Raw genomic sequence first — 17217 nt, 5'->3', positions numbered from 1 at the left:
CCTCCAATTTTATTTTATTTTTATATTAATATTTTAAATAATTTAAATAATTTAAATTATTTTTATTTTTAATCAATTTAAACAACAGATATGTTTCCATTTAATGAATCTGATAATATTAAAGGTGCTTCAGTAGCAGAAATAACATCATCCAATGTGAAAGCAGGATTTATTTCCTTAAGTAAAATTCCATCTGATGTTACTTCCATAACTCCCATTTCAGTAACTATCAAATCTACAGCATTGGTTGCAGTAAGTGGGAGAGTACAATTATTTAATATTTTTGCAGAACCTTTTGAAGTATGTTCCATTGCTACAATAACTCTCTTAGCTCCAGTTACTAGGTCCATAGCTCCTCCCATACCTGGAACCATCTTACCTGGAATCATATAGTTTGCTATATTGCCATATTTATCAACTTGAAGTGCACCAAGAACTGTTATATCTACATGACCACCTCTGATTATTCCAAAAGATGTAGCACTATCAAAGAAACACCCTCCAGGAAGTATAGTAACTGGCTGACCACCAGCATTTACAATGGTTTCATCACTTAAATTACTATTTTCAGCTGCTCCTAAACCTAGAAAACCATTTTCAGATTGCAAGATAACGTTTACATCATCTGGAATATAATTTGCTACTTTAGTTGGTAGACCTATACCAAGGTTTACAACAGCTCCATCTTTTAATTCCTTAGAAACTCTATTTGCAATATATTCTTGTATTTCTAATTTATCCATTATAAATTACCCCCTTTAACGATGTAATTCACAAAAATACCTGGTGTAGTAACTTCATTTGGGTTAATATCGCCAATTTCAACTATTTCATCTGCTTCAACTATTGTAATCTTAGCAGCTGAAGCCATTAAATTATTAAAATTGTTCATAGAACCCTTATAAACGAGATTACCTGCCTTATCAACCTTTGATGCAAATAGAAGAGCGACATCTGCATGAATTGGCTTTTCAAGAAGGTATTCTCTATCATCTATGACGATTTTTTGCTTTCCTTCCTCAACAAGAGTACCAATACCAGTAGGTGTTAAGATACCTCCTAAGCCATAACCAGCTGCACGTATTTGTTCAGCAAGAGTTCCTTGAGGAACCAATTCAACTTCTGTTTCATTATTATTCATTTGTCTACCAGTTTCTTTATTTAATCCTATGTGGGAAGCAATTATCTTTTTGAACTGCTTATTTACAACCATTTTTCCAACACCTTTGTCAATAAAGCCAGTATCATTACAAATTAGTGTTAAATCTTTTATATTCTCATTGCATAAATAATCAATCAAACTTTCTGGTGAACCATTAGCCATGAATCCACCAACCATTATTGTATCTCCATCTTTTACATGAGATAGAGCTTCATTGATGCTAACTATTTTATTCATATTTCCTCCTATCGTGAAACCACCATTGATATTCCTTGACCGCCACCAATACAAAGCGTTGCAAGACCAGTTTTAGCTTTACGTTTTTGCATTTCATAAAGTAGGGTAACAAGTATTCTAGCACCACTTGCTCCTATTGGATGTCCTAATGCTATTGCACCACCATTAACATTTAACTTTGATGAGTCTATTTGAAGTTCGTTTTTAACAGCTAGTGCTTGAGAAGCAAATGCTTCATTTGCCTCTATTAAGTCTATATCATTAATATTAAGTCCAGCTTTTTCTAGTGCTTTTCTAGTCGCAGGAATTGGACCAGTACCCATTATTTCAGGTTCAACACCAGCCGATGCATATGACTTTATTTTAGCAAGTGGTTTAATTCCTAGTTCGTCTGCTTTTTGTTGACTCATTAATATCAACATAGCTGCACCATCATTGATACCTGATGCATTTCCAGCTGTTACAGTGCCATCTTTTTTGAATGCAGGCTTAAGCTTAGATAAGCCTTCAAATGTCATACCAAATTTAGGATATTCATCTGTATCAATGGTCTCTACCTTACCACGGCGTACTAAAATATCTACTGGAACGATTTCGTCTTTAAAACGATTGCTTTTTATAGCTTTCTCAGCTTTATTTTGACTTTCTAATGCTAGATTATCTTGCATTTCTCTAGTAAATTCAAATTTAGTGGCAATATTTTCTGCAGTTATCCCCATATGGTATTGATTGAAAGCATCAATAAGACCATCAGTTAACATGCTATCTACCATAGTTATATTGCCCATCTTACTACCAAAGCGAGCAGTTGGGACAATATAAGGAACTTGACTCATATTTTCAGTACCACCTGCGATGACTACATCATTTTCTCCAGATGAGATTGATTGAGCAGCTAGTTGAACACTTTTAAGTCCTGAGCCACATAATTTATTTACTGGATAACTTGGGACAGAATTTGGTATACCTGCATTTATAGCAATTTGTCTAGAGACATTTTGTCCAAGTCCTGCTTGTAATACATTTCCAATTATTACTTCATCTATTTCAGATAAATTAAGACCTATACGTGATATCGCTTCTTTAACAGCGATAGTTCCAAGTTGGACAGCAGAAGTATTTTTAAATACCCCTCCAAAACTTCCTGTAGGTGTTCTGACTGCTGATACGATTACTACATTTTTCATTTCTAATAGCTACCTTTCTTGAATGATAATTAAAAATTTTCTGAATAAAAAGATTATGGAACACTATAATAAATTACTTCTAATACAAGCTTGATTTTAAGTATTTCGATTATTTTTATTCCTAATGCTTTAGGTTTTCCTGTTTCTAATTATAGATTACGGCGAAAAAAGCGTTTTGTCTAAGTCTAATTTTTTATATAGTGTATAAGAAAAATTTATAGGACAGAAATTTATGGCATGCTTAGAAAAATATTTTGTTAAAATATTAATGAAATTATGTTGATTTTCCTATAGAATATTATTATAAGAAAAAATATAATCTAAACTATACTTTTGAGAAAGGTGGTTTAAAATGGACATAAAACAGTTAAAATATTTTGTTGAGATAGTGAAATCTGGTTTTAATTTATCAATAGCATCTAAGACACTTCATATATCTCAACCAGCACTGAGTCAAATCATAAAAAATTTCGAAGAGAGTGAAGATGTATATTTATTTGAGAGGTACAAAGGCAGATTAAATGGGTTAACACCAGCAGGAGAGAGATTTTATGTAAATGCAGAACATATTATAAATGAATACAAAAACATGATGGAAGATTTAAGGGAAGATTCAGTTCAATTTAAAGGTAAAGTTAGAATAGGAATACCACCACTTATACTTGGAATAGCCTTTTCAGATGTAGTTGCACAGCTAGTTGCAAACAATCCAGATATAGAATTTGACATAGTAGAGAAGGGAGCCTATGATTTAAATAGAATGCTTATCTTACAAGAATTAGATTATGCAGTACTATTACACCCACATAAAATTGATAAAAGTGTAGTGACTGAACATGTGCTTCAAGAAGATGAACTTACAGCTTTTTTAAATGTAAATCATCCACTTGCTAAAAAAGATAAGATAGACTGGAACGATTTGAATGAGCAGTTACTTGCAATATTTAATCCTACTTTTATGATACATCATAAGTTAATGCAAAAGTTTACTGATGAAAATGTAAAGTTAAAAAGATACATCATGTCTGGATCATGGGATTTTTTATTGTTATCAACTACAAACTCTGACTTTATAACCATTCTACCATCACCAGTCCACGATTTCTTTGAGAATAGTAAAATTATAGAAAGACCATTTAATCATCCTATTACATGGAAAGTTGTACTATGTAGACCTAAGAAAGAACGTTACAGCCATGTAGATGAACATGTATTTAAATTTATTATAGATTTCTTTAGTAAAAAGAAATTATAAAAATGTTATTAAAATAACAAAAAAAAGCAAACAAATTTTTAAAAATTACAATAAACTATTAGTTTTTTATCTATATATATGATAGGCGATAATAGATTTTACATATCATGGTGAATTAGTATTGAAAATTATAATATACAAAATATATCTTTTTAAAATAAAAAATAAAAACAGTGAGTATCTATGGATAGTCACTGTTTTTATTTTGTTTTTCTACATAAGGATTATTAAGTATTACTAGAAAACTTTTTACTTATTATAGTCAAACTCATAACTGTTAAAAATATAAGTAGACCTGGAAATACAGCTAAATATAACTTATCAAAAATATGTCTTTGAGCATCTTGAAGCATATTACCCCATGATGCAAGAGGTAATTGTATTCCAAGACCTAAAAAACTAAGAGCAGATTCAGTTAAGATAGCATTAGCAATATTTAATGAGCCTGCAACTACAATAGTTTCTTTCAAGTTTAAAACTATGTGTCTTAATAGTATATTTCTAGTTTTAATACCTGTAGCTTTAGCAGCTATACAGTATTCATTTTCCTTTATTTTTAACGTTTCTCCGCGGACGATTCTTGAGACTTCCATCCAACTTAAAAACCCAATAATTAGTATAATAGTGGAAACTTTAGGTGTCAAATAAGTATTTAGCACAATCAAAACTAAGAAGCTAGGGATACTCATAAGCATATCTACTATCCTCATTAAGAATTGGTCCAACTTACCTCCAATATATCCACTAATAACACCTACAGCAGTACCAAATACTATAGAAATAATCATTGATAAAATACCAACACTAAGTGAAATTCTTCCACCATAAAGAGCTCTAGAAAAATAATCTCTTCCAAGTTCATCTGTACCAAAAATATGTTTTAAAGTAGGTTCTTGAAGTTTAGAAGTAGTGTCAATTGCATTAGAGTCTATATTTAATGTAAAAGAGGCTATAATTAATAGGATGATTATACTGAGAGTAATGCATGCAAAAGCAAAGGATTTGTCTTTTTTTAATTCTTTTAGAATGTTTGTAAACATAGTTAGAACCCTCCCTTGCTGGATTTAATCTTAGGGTCAATTAATAGATATAATATATCAGCAACTAGATTACCTAAAATTAAAAAGAGTGCTGATAGCATAGTTATTGCCATAATTATGGTATAATCTCTTGAAAAAATCGAATCAATCATTAGTCTACCCATACCTGGCCAAGAGAAAACTACTTCTGTAACAAATGCACCAGTAACTAATTTTTGTATACTCATACCAAGAATTGTAACTAATGATGTTAGTGAGTTTTTCAAGACATGTTTAAAGAGTATGACTTTTTCTGATAATCCTTTTGCTCTTGCTGTAACAACATACTGTTTTTTTAATTGTTCACTTACACTAGCTTCTACATAATTTGTAAAAATAGCTGTATTATATAGGCCTAAAGTTATTACAGGTAATACTAAATGTTTTACTAAATCTCCAAGACTATCATTTCCAATAGTATGCATACCTCCTGATGGAAAAACGTTAAATTTAACTGAAAAAATTGAAATGAGTATCATACCTATCCAAAAAGAAGGAATAGAAACACCTATATAATTAAAGATAGATGATATTTTACTAGTTATTGAATTTCTATTTACAGCTAAAAATATTCCAAGAGGTATAGCTACTAATATTGAAAATATTAAAGAAGTTCCCATAAGAATAAATGTATTTCCCATCTTTTCCATAATTTGTTCTGTAACAGGCATATGGTTTATATAAGAAATACCTAGATTTCCACTTAAAGTGTTTTTTAACCAACTTAAGTATCTTATGTATACTGGTTTATCAAGTCCCATGTTAACTCTTATATTTTCAATATCTTGTGCAGACATTAAAGGATTTATATATGCATCTGCTGGGTCACCAGGAGCTAATTCTAAAAGTCCAAATGATAATATAGATATTAAGATTAACATAGGTATTAAAACTTTTACTCTATTTAATATTAATTTCAACATAAATGAATTCTCCTAATTAAGGGAGATGTCTCGTTTTAGAATAATAAAACAATGCAATGGACACTAAGTTCAAAGTTGCCATATTATTTTTAGACATCTCCCTTTTTAATTAATAATATAAAATTTTACATAAATTATTCTACATATAGCTTAGACCAGTCTTCAAATAATATTGCAGGAGATGGTTTAGCATCTTCTATTCCTTTTAAACTTTTTTGAGCTGCCATTAAATTCTGTTCATAATCTATAGTGTAAATAGGTGCATCTTTAGATATATCTTGTTGTATTTGTTTGTATATTTCTTTACGTTTTTCTTTGTCTAATTCAGTAAATCCTTTTTCCCATAAAGAATCTATTTCAGTATTAGAATATTTAGTTTGATTACAGTATTGACCAGTTTCAAACATACCTCTATATGGATTTGGCTCTAATCCCCAAGCATATCCATTTACATACATATCACATTCAGTACCATTACTAAATAATATATTGAAGAAAGCTTTACTTTCATAAGGAACTATTTCAGCTTCTATACCAATTTTTTTCAACTCTTGTTGAGCTACTAAAGCATAGTTTTTATGTCCAAATCTACCTGTGTTATAACCTATTTTTAATTTATCAATTTTAACACCACTTTTAGCTAATAAGTCTTTAGCTTTATTTGTATCTTGGTTATATCCTTCAACACCTTCTTCAGTGTAGAAGTCTGCTTCTGGAACTAATATAGATTTAGCAGGTACAGAACCTTCTTTTCCATATGCTGATTCTATCATTTCGTTTCTATTCAAAGCATATGATAATGCTTGTCTTACTTCTTTATTAGCCATATTTGCTATATTTTGGTTAAATACAATATAATTTAATCTTTCTTCACTATAAGTGTAAGTTTGTAAGTTTGAATTTGATTTTGCTTTTTCATATCCTTCAGCAGATGTTTTCATAATTGAAATTTCACCATTATTTAAAGCTGCTTCTTGAGATGCTTCATTAGGTATTATTTTTAATGCGATAGAGTCTGCCTTAGGTTCTCCACCAAAATAATCTGCATTTTTTTCAAATACTATGCTTTCACCTTTTTTCCATTCTTTAAATTTGAATGCCCCAGAACCAACTGGATTATTGTTTTTTTCTGATTTAGCTATATTTGCTTCTCCTTCAAATATATGTTTAGGTATTGGAGCTATTTTAGATATACCATACAAGAAAGATTCACTTGCAGTTGGTAAGGTAATCTTAACAGTTAAATCATCAACTTTTTCTACTTTAACTGGTTTTTCGCCTATCAATAAGTATTGTCTTGATGGTGAATTTTGTTTTTCATCTAAAACTGTATTAAATGTAAATAAAACATCTTCAGCAGTTATTGGTTTTCCATCATGCCATTTTAAGTTGGATTTTAATTTTATAGTTAACTCCTTACTATCTTTAAAATCTACTTTTTCTGCTAGATAATTTACTAAATTTCCTTTTTCGTAAGTATAAAGAGGAGCATAAACTATATTTGATGCAAGAGAATCTTCTTTAACATTTGCAAAAGCTCCATTGATTATGTCAGGGTCACTTGCCATAGGAATTACAACAGTTCCACCAGATTTACTTTCTCCTCCTCCACTAGACTTGTCTTTATCATTAGAACTACAAGCTGTGAATGTAAGCATTAATGCCGAAACTAAGATTAATGATGCCAATTTTTTGAATTTCATATTCTTATAAAACCTCCATAAAATAATATTTGACGCATATTTTCATTGTATAATAAGAATCATTATTAAATCAATATATATAGAAAATAACTATTATACTGTTTTAATTGATAGAAAAAAAGAATAAAATGTAAGAAAATGTTGTAATTTAAAATTTTATAAAATACAATCAAAAAGTGTATGTTATTTTAAGCAATTTTGCTGAGAGGAGAAAATAATGAATAAAACACTAGTTGAAGTTAGAGATTTAAAAGTTTATTTTCATACAGATAAAGGTATTGTCAAAAGTGTAAATGGAGTAAGTTTTAATATAAATGAAGGTGAAACTATTGGAATAGTTGGAGAATCAGGATGTGGTAAATCTGTAACAGCTATGTCTTTGATGAAGTTACTTCCAACATCAAAAATAGAAGGTGGGGAAATAATATTTCAAGGTAAAGACATTTTAAAGATGAATGAAAATGAACTTATGGGAATAAGAGGAAATGAGATATCTATGATTTTTCAAGAACCAATGACATCTTTAAATCCAGCATTTACTGTTGGGAATCAAATCATTGAAGGAATTATGTTGCATCAAGATTTATCAAAAGAAGAGGCTAAAAAAAAGGTAATAGATATGATAAAGTTAGTAGAAATACCAAGAGCTGAAGAAATATATAATTCATATCCACATGAGTTATCTGGTGGTATGAGACAGAGAATAATGATAGCTATGGCTTTATCATGTAATCCAAAATTACTTATAGCTGATGAACCAACAACAGCTTTAGATGTTACTATTCAAGCTCAAGTTCTAGATATAATGAAAAATATAAAAGAAAAATTAAACACGTCTATAATGATGATTACACATGATTTGGGAGTAGTTGCAGAAATGTGTGATAAAGTAGCAGTAATGTATGCTGGCAAAATTATAGAAGTAGCAGAGGTTGTTGAATTATTTAAAAATCCAAAACATCCTTATACTATTGGACTTTTAAAGTCAAAACCTATTCTTGGAGAAAACAAAGGAAAAAGATTGTATTCAATTCCAGGACAAGTACCAAACCCAATTGGAATACCAGATTCTTGTTACTTTAGTGATAGATGTGAAAAAGTATGTGATAAATGTAGAACTCAGATACCTCCTTTAATAGAATTGAATGATGGTCATAGTATTGCATGTTGGTTATATACAAAGGAGGAGATGTAAATGGAAAGAGAAACATGTTTATTAAAAGTAGAAGGTCTTAAAAAGTATTTTGAAGTTAAATCTGGATTGTTTGATAAGGAAGTTAAATATGTAAAGGCAGTAGATGGAGTTTCTTTTGATTTAAAAAAAGGAGAAACTTTGGCTATAGTTGGAGAATCAGGATGTGGAAAATCAACTGCTGGAAGAACAATTCTTAGGTTAATTGAAAAAACTGAAGGTAAAGTTGAATTTAATGGTATAGATATATATAAGTTAGAGAAGGAACAACTTAGAAAATTAAGACCCAAAATGCAAATGATATTTCAAGACCCATATAGCTCATTAAATCCAAGATTAAATGTAGAGCAAATAATATCTGAGGCAGTTATAGAACATAATTTAGTACCAAAGAATGAAATAAAAGATAATATACTAAATGTTGTAGAGAATTGTGGACTTTCTAAGTATCATTTAAATAGGAAACCAGGTGAGTTTTCTGGAGGTCAAAGACAGAGAATAGGTATAGCAAGAGCATTAGCATTAAATCCAGAATTTATAGTTTGTGATGAACCTGTCTCTGCACTAGATGTTTCTATTCAATCTCAAATTATAAATTTGCTTATGGATTTACAGGAGAAATATAAACTTTCGTATTTGTTTATATCTCATGACTTGAGCGTGGTAAATCATATTGCACATAGAGTCTGTGTTATGTACCTAGGCTCTATAATAGAAATTGCAACTAAAGAAGAACTTTACTTGCATTCTCAACATCCATACACAAAAGCACTTATGAGTGCAGTACCAATACAAGACCCTACAATTAAGAAAAATAGAATTATATTAAAAGGAGATATACCTTCTCCAACAAACCCACCAAGTGGATGTAAGTTTCATACAAGATGCCCTTATTGTAAAGAAATATGCAAAATAGAAGTTCCAGTTTTAAAAGAAATATCAAGAAATCATTTTGTTTCGTGTCATCTAGTATAGATATTTTCAAAATTAAGAATGACATATATAATACGAATAATAGAATAAATTGAAAATTTTTTGATGCAGATAAAATTATATGCTGTTAATATTAAGTTAGTTGATATATAAGTTTAATCTATAATGTAATTATTGAAAAGAGGGGTAGATGTGTCAATTTTAGTAACATTGTTAGGGTTATTAGTTTGTACAACAATTTCAACTGTACTTAGTAAAAAGTGGAACAGTATTCCTCTTGCAATATATCAAATTGTATTAGGAGTTGTATTGTCTATTTTGCCATTTAAATTCTCATTTTCATTTAATCCAGAAATATTTGTAATATGTATCATAGCTCCATTATTATTTAGTGAAGGTCAAAATGTATCGAGAAAAGAGTTATTAGAACTTAGAAAACCAATTTTACTTCTTGCATTTGGTCTAGTTTTAACAACTGTATTTGCAGGTGGAATCTTTATACATTTTATTATTCCTGAGATGCCTCTGTCAGTTTCATTTGCTCTAGCGGCAGTAATATCTCCAACTGATTTAGTGGCAGTAAAATCAATCACACAAGGGTTAGATTTCCCTAAAAATATGATGAGTATACTTGAAGGGGAATCTCTATTAAATGATGCTGCTGGAGTAGTAGCATTTAAAGTTGCAGTACTTGCCACAGTTACAGGCGCATTTTCAATAAAAGAAGCGGGTATTCAATTTATAATTACTGCTTTTGGAGGAATAATATTAGGATGCCTTTTAGGATATATAATTATAAAAATAAGACTTAGATTACATAAGTGGAATCTAGAAGAAATTCCAATGGTAATAGTTATACAAATAATGACTCCACTTTTTGTGTATTTTGTGGCAGAAGAAGTAGGAGTGTCTGGAATCTTAGCTGTTGTAATGGCAGGAATAGCTCATGGAATTGAAAAAGAACATTTACAAAATACAACTACTAAATTAAGAATAATATCAGATAATACATGGTATGTTTTAGAGTATGTATTGAATGGGTTTGTCTTTACATTACTTGGTTTTTTATTGCCAAGCATATATAGGGGACTTAGTACTAAAAATGAAAATATGGCATTGAAATTGACTTTTATTGCTGTTTTAATTGTACTTATTTTATTCGCTATAAGGTTTATCTGTGTATATTTATGGCATGATTCTTTTATAAAAACTAAGAAGAATCCATTAAATAATTTCTTTAGAGGTTTTTTAGGTTTTAAGAATGAAGAAGTTGTAAAAGACAGTATTTCTAGATGTAAATACTCATTAATAGTTGCTACTTGTGGTATTCATGGTACATTTACACTAGCAACTGCATTGTCCATACCATTTTATCTAGCTAGTGGAGATGTATTTCCGATGAGGGATACTGTTTTATTCATATCATCAGAAGTTATTCTTATAAGTTTGATACTGGCAACAGTTTTATTGCCAAGACTATTAAAAAGTGATGTACAAGAGTCAGAATATTTATTATCTGATAAAGAGGCATATCAAATAATTTTGAAAGAAGCTATTTTAAAACTCAGTAATGAAAAAGCACAAGAAGTACAACCAGTTATACATGATTTAAATGAACAGTTGGTAGACTCTGAAAAGGGAATATTAAATACTCCAGATAACAAACTTATAAGTATGATGATTGCACAAGCAGACCATCAGGGATTATTGGCAGTTCAGAAACTATTAGAAGATGGGAAAATTTCTGATAGAGCATTTAAATTGTATAGATTTTATATTACAAAATCAAGAAAATCTGTTCAGAAATCTATATTTAAGATTGCAAAGTTAAAAATAAGTATGTGGATTATAGATAGAAAAGTAAAGATAGAAGTAAAAGAAAAAATTACAAAACTAATATCTGAAAATACAGAAATAATTAAAGAATTTCATCATGCATATGCACTTTCTACTAAAACTGCTATATTATTTATAAATAAAAATACTGATGAGAATAACAGACATGAATCATTAATAGCAATCAGATTTTATAATCGTTATTTAAATTGGCTAACTAGAAAGATTCAAAATGATGATAAGTTTGAAGCGAAAGTAGAATACTATAGGCTAATGGCAATCCAAAGTGAAAGAGATAGTGTTCAACAATTAGTTGAAACTAGACAAATATCAAGAGAAGTAGCTAAGGAGTTATTGGAGAATATTCTTTATGATGAAATGATGATGATAGAATAATATTTTGAAATATTAGCAAACAAGAGATATTAGTAAGATAAATATACTAATATCTCTTGTATTTATTAAAAGAAAATTTATAATAAATAATTTACTCATCTAAAAGAGTAATATCTAAAGGATTTTTATTGTTTATATAATTTTTAGGAGATACACCATAGTACTTTTTAAATGCTCTTACAAAACTAGAATAATCATTGAATCCACATTTACTACAAACTTCACTCATAAGATTGCCATTAATTATTAATGTTTTTGCTAAAATTAATCTTTTTTGAACTATATAATTGTGTATGGATGTTCCAGTATAAGACTTAAATTTTCTCATAAGATAATATTTACTTATAAAAAATTCAGACGATATACTATCTATGGAAAGTTTATTATCTATATTTGAATTTATATAGTTTAATATTTTTTTTATGGTTTCATCATAAAAAACATCTTCTGTTGATTCTATATTTTCATTTTTTAAGAAAATTCTATTTAAGAATATCATAAGTTGTATAAATAGTGTATTCCTCAATATTTCATTTCCAAATTCATTGTTAGATTCAGAAATATTTATTTGTTCAATAAAAGTCTTAATGGATTGAATATCATGTATATTTAAACGCAACCTATTACATTTATTTTCTGTAGCTATTTTAAAACATTTTTCTAAGTCACTAGTAATATCACTATTTTTTTTCATAAATTCTGGGCTAATCCATATTGCAATTCTCTCATAAAATACATTTGAATCTATAACTGGTTTATGGATTTCATTATTACTTATAAAAAGTATATCCCAAGGCTTTAGTTTATAAGGAATCCCTTCAACAAAATAAGTGACATTTCCATCTATAAATATAATTATCTTATTAAAATCGTGATTATGGTATTCAAATTTTATATCTTTTTTGTCCCTAATATTAAATATTTTAAAATTATCATTTAAGTATCCAATTTTTTTATCCATAGTTTTTATATAAGACCTTTCTATATTTATATTATAGAAAAGTATAGAGCATTTTTTGCAATATTTCAAGCATTTTTAACCATTCACATAGTAAAAAATTCTTAATATAATATTATATGTAGTGTAATTTTAGCAGAAAGAGTTTAAAGGGAGGAAAGCATTTATGAAATTAAATGATATTATACAAGGGTTGGATATAATCAATGTCAAAGGTGAATTAAATATAGATATTAATAATGTACAATATGATTCAAGAAAGGTTACAGAAGGTACATTATTTGTATGTATAAAAGGATTTGTATCAGATGGCCATAAGTATATAAAAGATGCTGTAGAAAAGGGAGCAAAAGCCTTTATTGTTGAAGAAGATGTAGAAATAAAAGGATATACATTTATAAAGGTAAAAGATACAAGAAAAGATATGGCAAAAATAGCTGATAATTTTTATAATCATCCATCTCAGAAATTTAATGTTATAGGAGTTACAGGTACTAATGGAAAAACTAGTATAACTACTATACTAAATGAGATATTAACTTTAAATAAAAATAAAGTTGGTCTTATAGGAACTATAAAAATTTTTGATGGGGAAAAAGACATTGTTTCAAGTTCAACAACTCCAGAAAGTATAGATTTACAATATCATTTTAATAACATGTTAGATAATGGATGTGATTACTGTGCGATGGAAGTTTCATCTCACTCATTGGCATTAAATAGAGTTGATGAGACAGACTTTAAACTGGGCATATTTACAAATTTAACACCTGACCATTTAGATTTTCATAAAGATTTAGAGGACTATAGAAAAGCCAAAGAAAAATTATTTTTTAAGACTACTATGGCTAATATAATAAATATAGATGATGAAGGTGGAAAAAAGATATACGAAAATGTAAAAAGTTTAAATGTACCTTGTTACACTTATGGTGTTGACACTAAAGCTGATTTTATGGCTAGAGATATAAAATCAGATTCAGATGGGGTATCTTATAGATTAATAACACCTTCTTATGAAGAAGTTATATTTATACCTGTTCCAGGAATGTTTACAGTATATAATACTTTGGCAGTTATAGCTGCTTGTTATGTACTTGGTATACCTAAACCAGTGTATAAAGAAGGGCTTAGACTTTCTAATGGAGTATCAGGAAGGTTTGAAACAGTTCCAAATGATAAGGGTATAAGTGTAATTGTAGATTATGCTCATACTCCTGATGCACTTGAAAATGTATTGAAAACAACTCAACAATTTGCAGAAGGAAAAATAATTTCTGTATTTGGATGTGGTGGAGATAGAGATACTGAAAAGAGACCTTTAATGGGAGCTATTGGACAAAAGTATTCTGATTTATGTATTATAACTTCTGATAATCCAAGAACTGAAGAACCAGAAGCAATAATAAAAGATATACTTGAAGGAATTGATAAGAAAAAAGAAAATTATCATGCTGTTGTTGATAGAAAACAGGCTATAGCAGAGGCCATAAGTACAGCAAAGAAAAATGATGTTGTTATTATAACAGGTAAGGGACACGAGACTTATCAAATTATAGGTAAAGTTAAGCATCATTTTGATGATAAAGAAGTTGCAAATGAATGCTTAAGTAAAATGTAGCATGAAAATTTAATAAAATATACCATCTAAAAATGTAATATCAAAATCTGTTTTGATATTACATTTTTATTTTTTATATGGGAATTATTGTAAAATGGATAATACGATAATATAAGTTATAATATCCTTGCTAGTTAATTTATTATTGTAATAAAGTTTATAATTTTGTATAATTACAGTAAATATGGAAAAATAAGTATCATTATAAAATGCTTACAGTAACTGACACAAAATAATAATTATATATATAGAGATTCTAGAAAGGCAGGAAGCATAATGTTAAGTGATGCAAAAAATAATAGGCATGGTTTGTCAATAATTGCTGTCATAAGTATCTTAGTAATTACAATTTCCTGTTTGATTTATGGTTCAAGGTTGAATAAGACATTAGGGGAAGAAACGAATCAATATCTTTCAGAAATAGCAAATCAAAGCGTAAATGTATTAAAAAAGCAAATTAATGGAGATATAAAGCTACTACAATCAATTTCAATATTTGTTGAAGGAGAAGGGTCTTTTGAAGTAAATAATATCCTTTCTATACTTAAAAGAGAGTCTGTTAATAGTTCATTTAAACGAATGGGAGTTATTTTACCAAATGGAACAGCATATACTACAGATGGATATATAGAAGATTTCTCTAAAAGAGATTATTTTTTAGAATCGATGCAGGGAGAAGTGGTTATAACAGGAAAATTAAAAGATGTAATAGAAGATGACAAAAATGTTAATAACGACATTAATGTATATTCTGTACCAATTTATAAGGGTAATGAGGTTAAAGGAGTCATATTTGCCACACATAATACAAAGTTGTATGAAAAGATACTTTCTGTACCAACATTTAATGGAAAAGGATATTCTTATATAGCTAAGAGTAATGGAGATATTGTTTTAAATCCAAGTAGTAAAAATGCCAATACGAACAAGGAAAATTTATTTACTTATATTGGTAAAAGCGATTCTTTATCAAAATCTACTCTTAATGGCATGAAGTCAAATATAAAAAATTTTAAGTCAGGTTCATTGAGTTATAATATGTCTGGAAGAGGATATTATTTGAGTTATGCACCAATAGGAATCAATGATTGGTATCTTTTTTCTGAAGTTCCTAAAACTGCTGTATCTGAGAAATCATATGCTATTATAAAGCTTACATTATCGGCATGTGTAGTTTTGATTATAATATTTACAGCATTAACAATTTACATATTGTTTATACAAAAAAAGAGTAAGGAAAAATTAGAAGATTTTGCATTTAAGGACAACGTTACAGGTATCGGAAATTCAAATAAATTTAATCTTGAAGGTGGCAAATTTTTATCATCCCACGAGAAAAAGAATCTAGTTTTAATTTATTTTGATATAGATAAATTTAAGTTAGTGAATGATAGGTTTGGGTATGAAGAAGGAGATAGAGTATTAAAAGAAATAGCAGAGATAATTAAGAATATATTCAAAGAACAAGCCGTATTTTCAAGAATTTCAAATGATAATTTTGCTATAATATTTGAAAAGAAAAATAATAGAGAATCAGTTATTGAAATATGTGAACTTATACGTAAAAAAATGTCAATGATAAAAACTAGTTTGGGAGTAGAACTAAATTTAATTCCATCTATAGGTGTATATTTTGTTGAAGATAGAGAAACAAATATTTCTACTTGTCTTGATAAAGCTATGATTGCAAAAACTACAGTAAAAAGAAAATATTTAAAAGTCTATGAAATTTATGCAGAAAACTTAAAAGAAACTCTCATAGAGGAACGTGATATTGAGCAAGAAATGCATGATGCTTTAACTAATGAACAATTTAAAGTTTATTTACAACCTAAAATCGAATTATCAACTGCTAAAATTGTAGGTGCTGAAGCTCTTGTACGTTGGCAACATCCTAAAAAAGGATTAATAAGTCCAGGTGTGTTTATTCCTATTTTTGAGAAGAATGGTTTTATAACAGAATTAGATATGTTTGTATTTACTCAAGTTTGTAAAAATTTTAAACGTTGGGAAAATGAAAATTTCCCTACATTTCCTATATCAATAAATTTATCAAGGGTACATCTTGAGAATCCAGATTTTATATTTGAACTTGAAAATATAACAAAAGAATATGGAATTGAACCAGATTTGATTGAAATTGAGCTTACAGAAAGTGCAATTTTTGATAATACAAAAATATTGTTTAAAATAATGCAGGATTTAAAATCTGTTGGATTCAAAATTTCTATGGATGATTTCGGTTCAGGTTATTCTTCCTTAAATATGCTTAAAGATATGCCAATTGATGTATTAAAATTGGATAGAGAATTTTTTATAACAGTAGGAGATATGAAGAAAAGTCAAATTGTAGTTTCAAGTATTGTTCAAATGGCAAAACAACTTGATATAAAAGTTGTTTCAGAAGGTGTTGAGACATTGGAGCAAGCTGAGTTTTTAAGATTTATAGGTTGTGATATGGCTCAAGGATTTTTATTTGCTAGACCAATGCAAATCGAAAAATATGAAAAACTAATATTAGATAGATATAATGTAAAAGGAAAAGAAACAAATTAAATAAACTTATAAAACATAACATAAAAATTTATAAAAAGTGAACCTTGTTTAATCAATGCTCACTTTTTTTATATAACAATACACTATTATAAGAATATTAATTGTTACAGGAATATTATTTTAGGAATTAGATGATATTTTGTAAAAAACATATAAAATATTCTGATATAAACTTTTAA

The 17217-nt window shown here is 28.3% G+C and carries 13 protein-coding genes; 6 read left to right on the top strand and 7 right to left on the bottom strand.

The genetic code is table 11. The features are described from left to right. Nucleotides 1-77: 77 nt before the first annotated feature. From ACTG48_RS15275 to ACTG48_RS15265, 3 genes are read right to left on the bottom strand one after another with little or no spacing between them, the layout of a single operon-like run. Nucleotides 78-743 carry a 3-oxoacid CoA-transferase subunit B gene (locus ACTG48_RS15275; protein WP_021385507.1) on the bottom strand — a complete coding sequence of 222 codons (666 nt, stop codon included), beginning with the start codon at nt 741-743 and terminating at the stop codon, nt 78-80. Next, nucleotides 743-1399, bottom strand: coding sequence for a CoA transferase subunit A (locus tag ACTG48_RS15270; protein ID WP_021385432.1), 657 nt, complete (start codon nt 1397-1399; stop codon nt 743-745). The genes ACTG48_RS15275 and ACTG48_RS15270 overlap by 1 nt, the downstream gene beginning before the upstream one ends. A gap of 8 nt (nt 1400-1407) precedes the next feature. Next, nucleotides 1408-2586 (bottom strand): acetyl-CoA C-acetyltransferase, encoded by a 1179-nt coding sequence (locus ACTG48_RS15265; RefSeq protein WP_479917285.1) that lies wholly within the window; start codon nt 2584-2586, stop codon nt 1408-1410. A 352-nt stretch (nt 2587-2938) separates the two neighbouring features. On the opposite strand from ACTG48_RS15265, the gene ACTG48_RS15260 reads away from it, so the two are divergent. Continuing rightward, nucleotides 2939-3841, top strand: a complete 903-nt coding sequence (locus ACTG48_RS15260) for a LysR family transcriptional regulator (RefSeq protein ID WP_021385361.1) — start codon at nt 2939-2941, stop codon at nt 3839-3841. Between the two features lie 227 nt (nt 3842-4068). On the opposite strand, the gene ACTG48_RS15255 is transcribed toward ACTG48_RS15260, so the two are convergent. The 3 genes from ACTG48_RS15255 to ACTG48_RS15245 form a co-directional block, all read right to left on the bottom strand. Continuing rightward, complete coding sequence (locus tag ACTG48_RS15255) at nt 4069-4881, bottom strand: ABC transporter permease (RefSeq protein ID WP_021385410.1); 813 nt, start codon at nt 4879-4881, stop codon at nt 4069-4071. A 2-nt stretch (nt 4882-4883) separates the two neighbouring features. Further along, a complete protein-coding gene (locus ACTG48_RS15250; RefSeq protein ID WP_479917284.1) occupies nt 4884-5843 on the bottom strand; it encodes an ABC transporter permease in 960 nt (319 codons plus the stop codon). A 134-nt stretch (nt 5844-5977) separates the two neighbouring features. After that, complete coding sequence (locus ACTG48_RS15245; protein ID WP_479917283.1) at nt 5978-7546, bottom strand: ABC transporter substrate-binding protein; 1569 nt, start codon at nt 7544-7546, stop codon at nt 5978-5980. 217 nt (nt 7547-7763) lie between these two features. Between ACTG48_RS15245 and ACTG48_RS15240 the strand changes: the two genes are divergently transcribed. From ACTG48_RS15240 to ACTG48_RS15230, 3 genes are all read left to right on the top strand, one after another. After that, entirely contained in the window at nt 7764-8741 is a 978-nt protein-coding gene (locus tag ACTG48_RS15240; protein WP_479917282.1) for an ABC transporter ATP-binding protein, read from the top strand. Next, nucleotides 8742-9713: an ABC transporter ATP-binding protein gene (locus ACTG48_RS15235; RefSeq protein ID WP_479917281.1), complete on the top strand. Its 972-nt coding sequence runs from the start codon at nt 8742-8744 to the stop codon at nt 9711-9713. It abuts the gene before it with no gap. Between the two features lie 150 nt (nt 9714-9863). Next, on the top strand, nt 9864-11903 hold the full coding sequence (locus ACTG48_RS15230) for a cation:proton antiporter (protein WP_479917280.1): 2040 nt from the start codon (nt 9864-9866) through the stop codon (nt 11901-11903). Between the two features lie 91 nt (nt 11904-11994). Here the strand turns inward: ACTG48_RS15230 and ACTG48_RS15225 are convergent, their stop codons facing one another. After that, on the bottom strand, nt 11995-12864 hold the full coding sequence (locus tag ACTG48_RS15225) for an AraC family transcriptional regulator (protein ID WP_021385525.1): 870 nt from the start codon (nt 12862-12864) through the stop codon (nt 11995-11997). A gap of 163 nt (nt 12865-13027) precedes the next feature. Between ACTG48_RS15225 and ACTG48_RS15220 the strand changes: the two genes are divergently transcribed. Both ACTG48_RS15220 and ACTG48_RS15215 read left to right on the top strand, forming a co-directional pair. Continuing rightward, nucleotides 13028-14482 carry a UDP-N-acetylmuramoyl-L-alanyl-D-glutamate--2,6-diaminopimelate ligase gene (locus ACTG48_RS15220; protein WP_479917279.1) on the top strand — a complete coding sequence of 485 codons (1455 nt, stop codon included), beginning with the start codon at nt 13028-13030 and terminating at the stop codon, nt 14480-14482. 276 nt (nt 14483-14758) lie between these two features. Then, nucleotides 14759-17038: a bifunctional diguanylate cyclase/phosphodiesterase gene (locus ACTG48_RS15215; RefSeq protein WP_021385423.1), complete on the top strand. Its 2280-nt coding sequence runs from the start codon at nt 14759-14761 to the stop codon at nt 17036-17038. The last annotated feature ends 179 nt before the right edge of the window (nt 17039-17217 follow it).

The organism is Clostridioides sp. LIBA-6822 (assembly GCF_056688955.1).
The sequence above is the reverse complement of the archived record's forward strand: the minus strand, read 5'-3'. Positions and strand labels throughout refer to the sequence as shown.

What these genes read in the sequence shown, in the direction of transcription:
- ACTG48_RS15240 (WP_479917282.1), top strand. Translation starts at nt 7,764, where the DNA reads ATGAATAAAACACTAGTTGAAGTTAGAGATTTAAAAGTTTATTTTCAT.
- ACTG48_RS15220 (WP_479917279.1), top strand. Translation starts at nt 13,028, where the DNA reads ATGAAATTAAATGATATTATACAAGGGTTGGATATAATCAATGTCAAA.
- ACTG48_RS15255 (WP_021385410.1), bottom strand. Translation starts at nt 4,881, where the DNA reads ATGTTTACAAACATTCTAAAAGAATTAAAAAAAGACAAATCCTTTGCT.
- ACTG48_RS15275 (WP_021385507.1), bottom strand. Translation starts at nt 743, where the DNA reads ATGGATAAATTAGAAATACAAGAATATATTGCAAATAGAGTTTCTAAG.
- ACTG48_RS15270 (WP_021385432.1), bottom strand. Translation starts at nt 1,399, where the DNA reads ATGAATAAAATAGTTAGCATCAATGAAGCTCTATCTCATGTAAAAGAT.
- ACTG48_RS15235 (WP_479917281.1), top strand. Translation starts at nt 8,742, where the DNA reads ATGGAAAGAGAAACATGTTTATTAAAAGTAGAAGGTCTTAAAAAGTAT.
- ACTG48_RS15265 (WP_479917285.1), bottom strand. Translation starts at nt 2,586, where the DNA reads ATGAAAAATGTAGTAATCGTATCAGCAGTCAGAACACCTACAGGAAGT.
- ACTG48_RS15260 (WP_021385361.1), top strand. Translation starts at nt 2,939, where the DNA reads ATGGACATAAAACAGTTAAAATATTTTGTTGAGATAGTGAAATCTGGT.
- ACTG48_RS15215 (WP_021385423.1), top strand. Translation starts at nt 14,759, where the DNA reads ATGTTAAGTGATGCAAAAAATAATAGGCATGGTTTGTCAATAATTGCT.
- ACTG48_RS15225 (WP_021385525.1), bottom strand. Translation starts at nt 12,864, where the DNA reads ATGGATAAAAAAATTGGATACTTAAATGATAATTTTAAAATATTTAAT.
- ACTG48_RS15245 (WP_479917283.1), bottom strand. Translation starts at nt 7,546, where the DNA reads ATGAAATTCAAAAAATTGGCATCATTAATCTTAGTTTCGGCATTAATG.
- ACTG48_RS15250 (WP_479917284.1), bottom strand. Translation starts at nt 5,843, where the DNA reads ATGTTGAAATTAATATTAAATAGAGTAAAAGTTTTAATACCTATGTTA.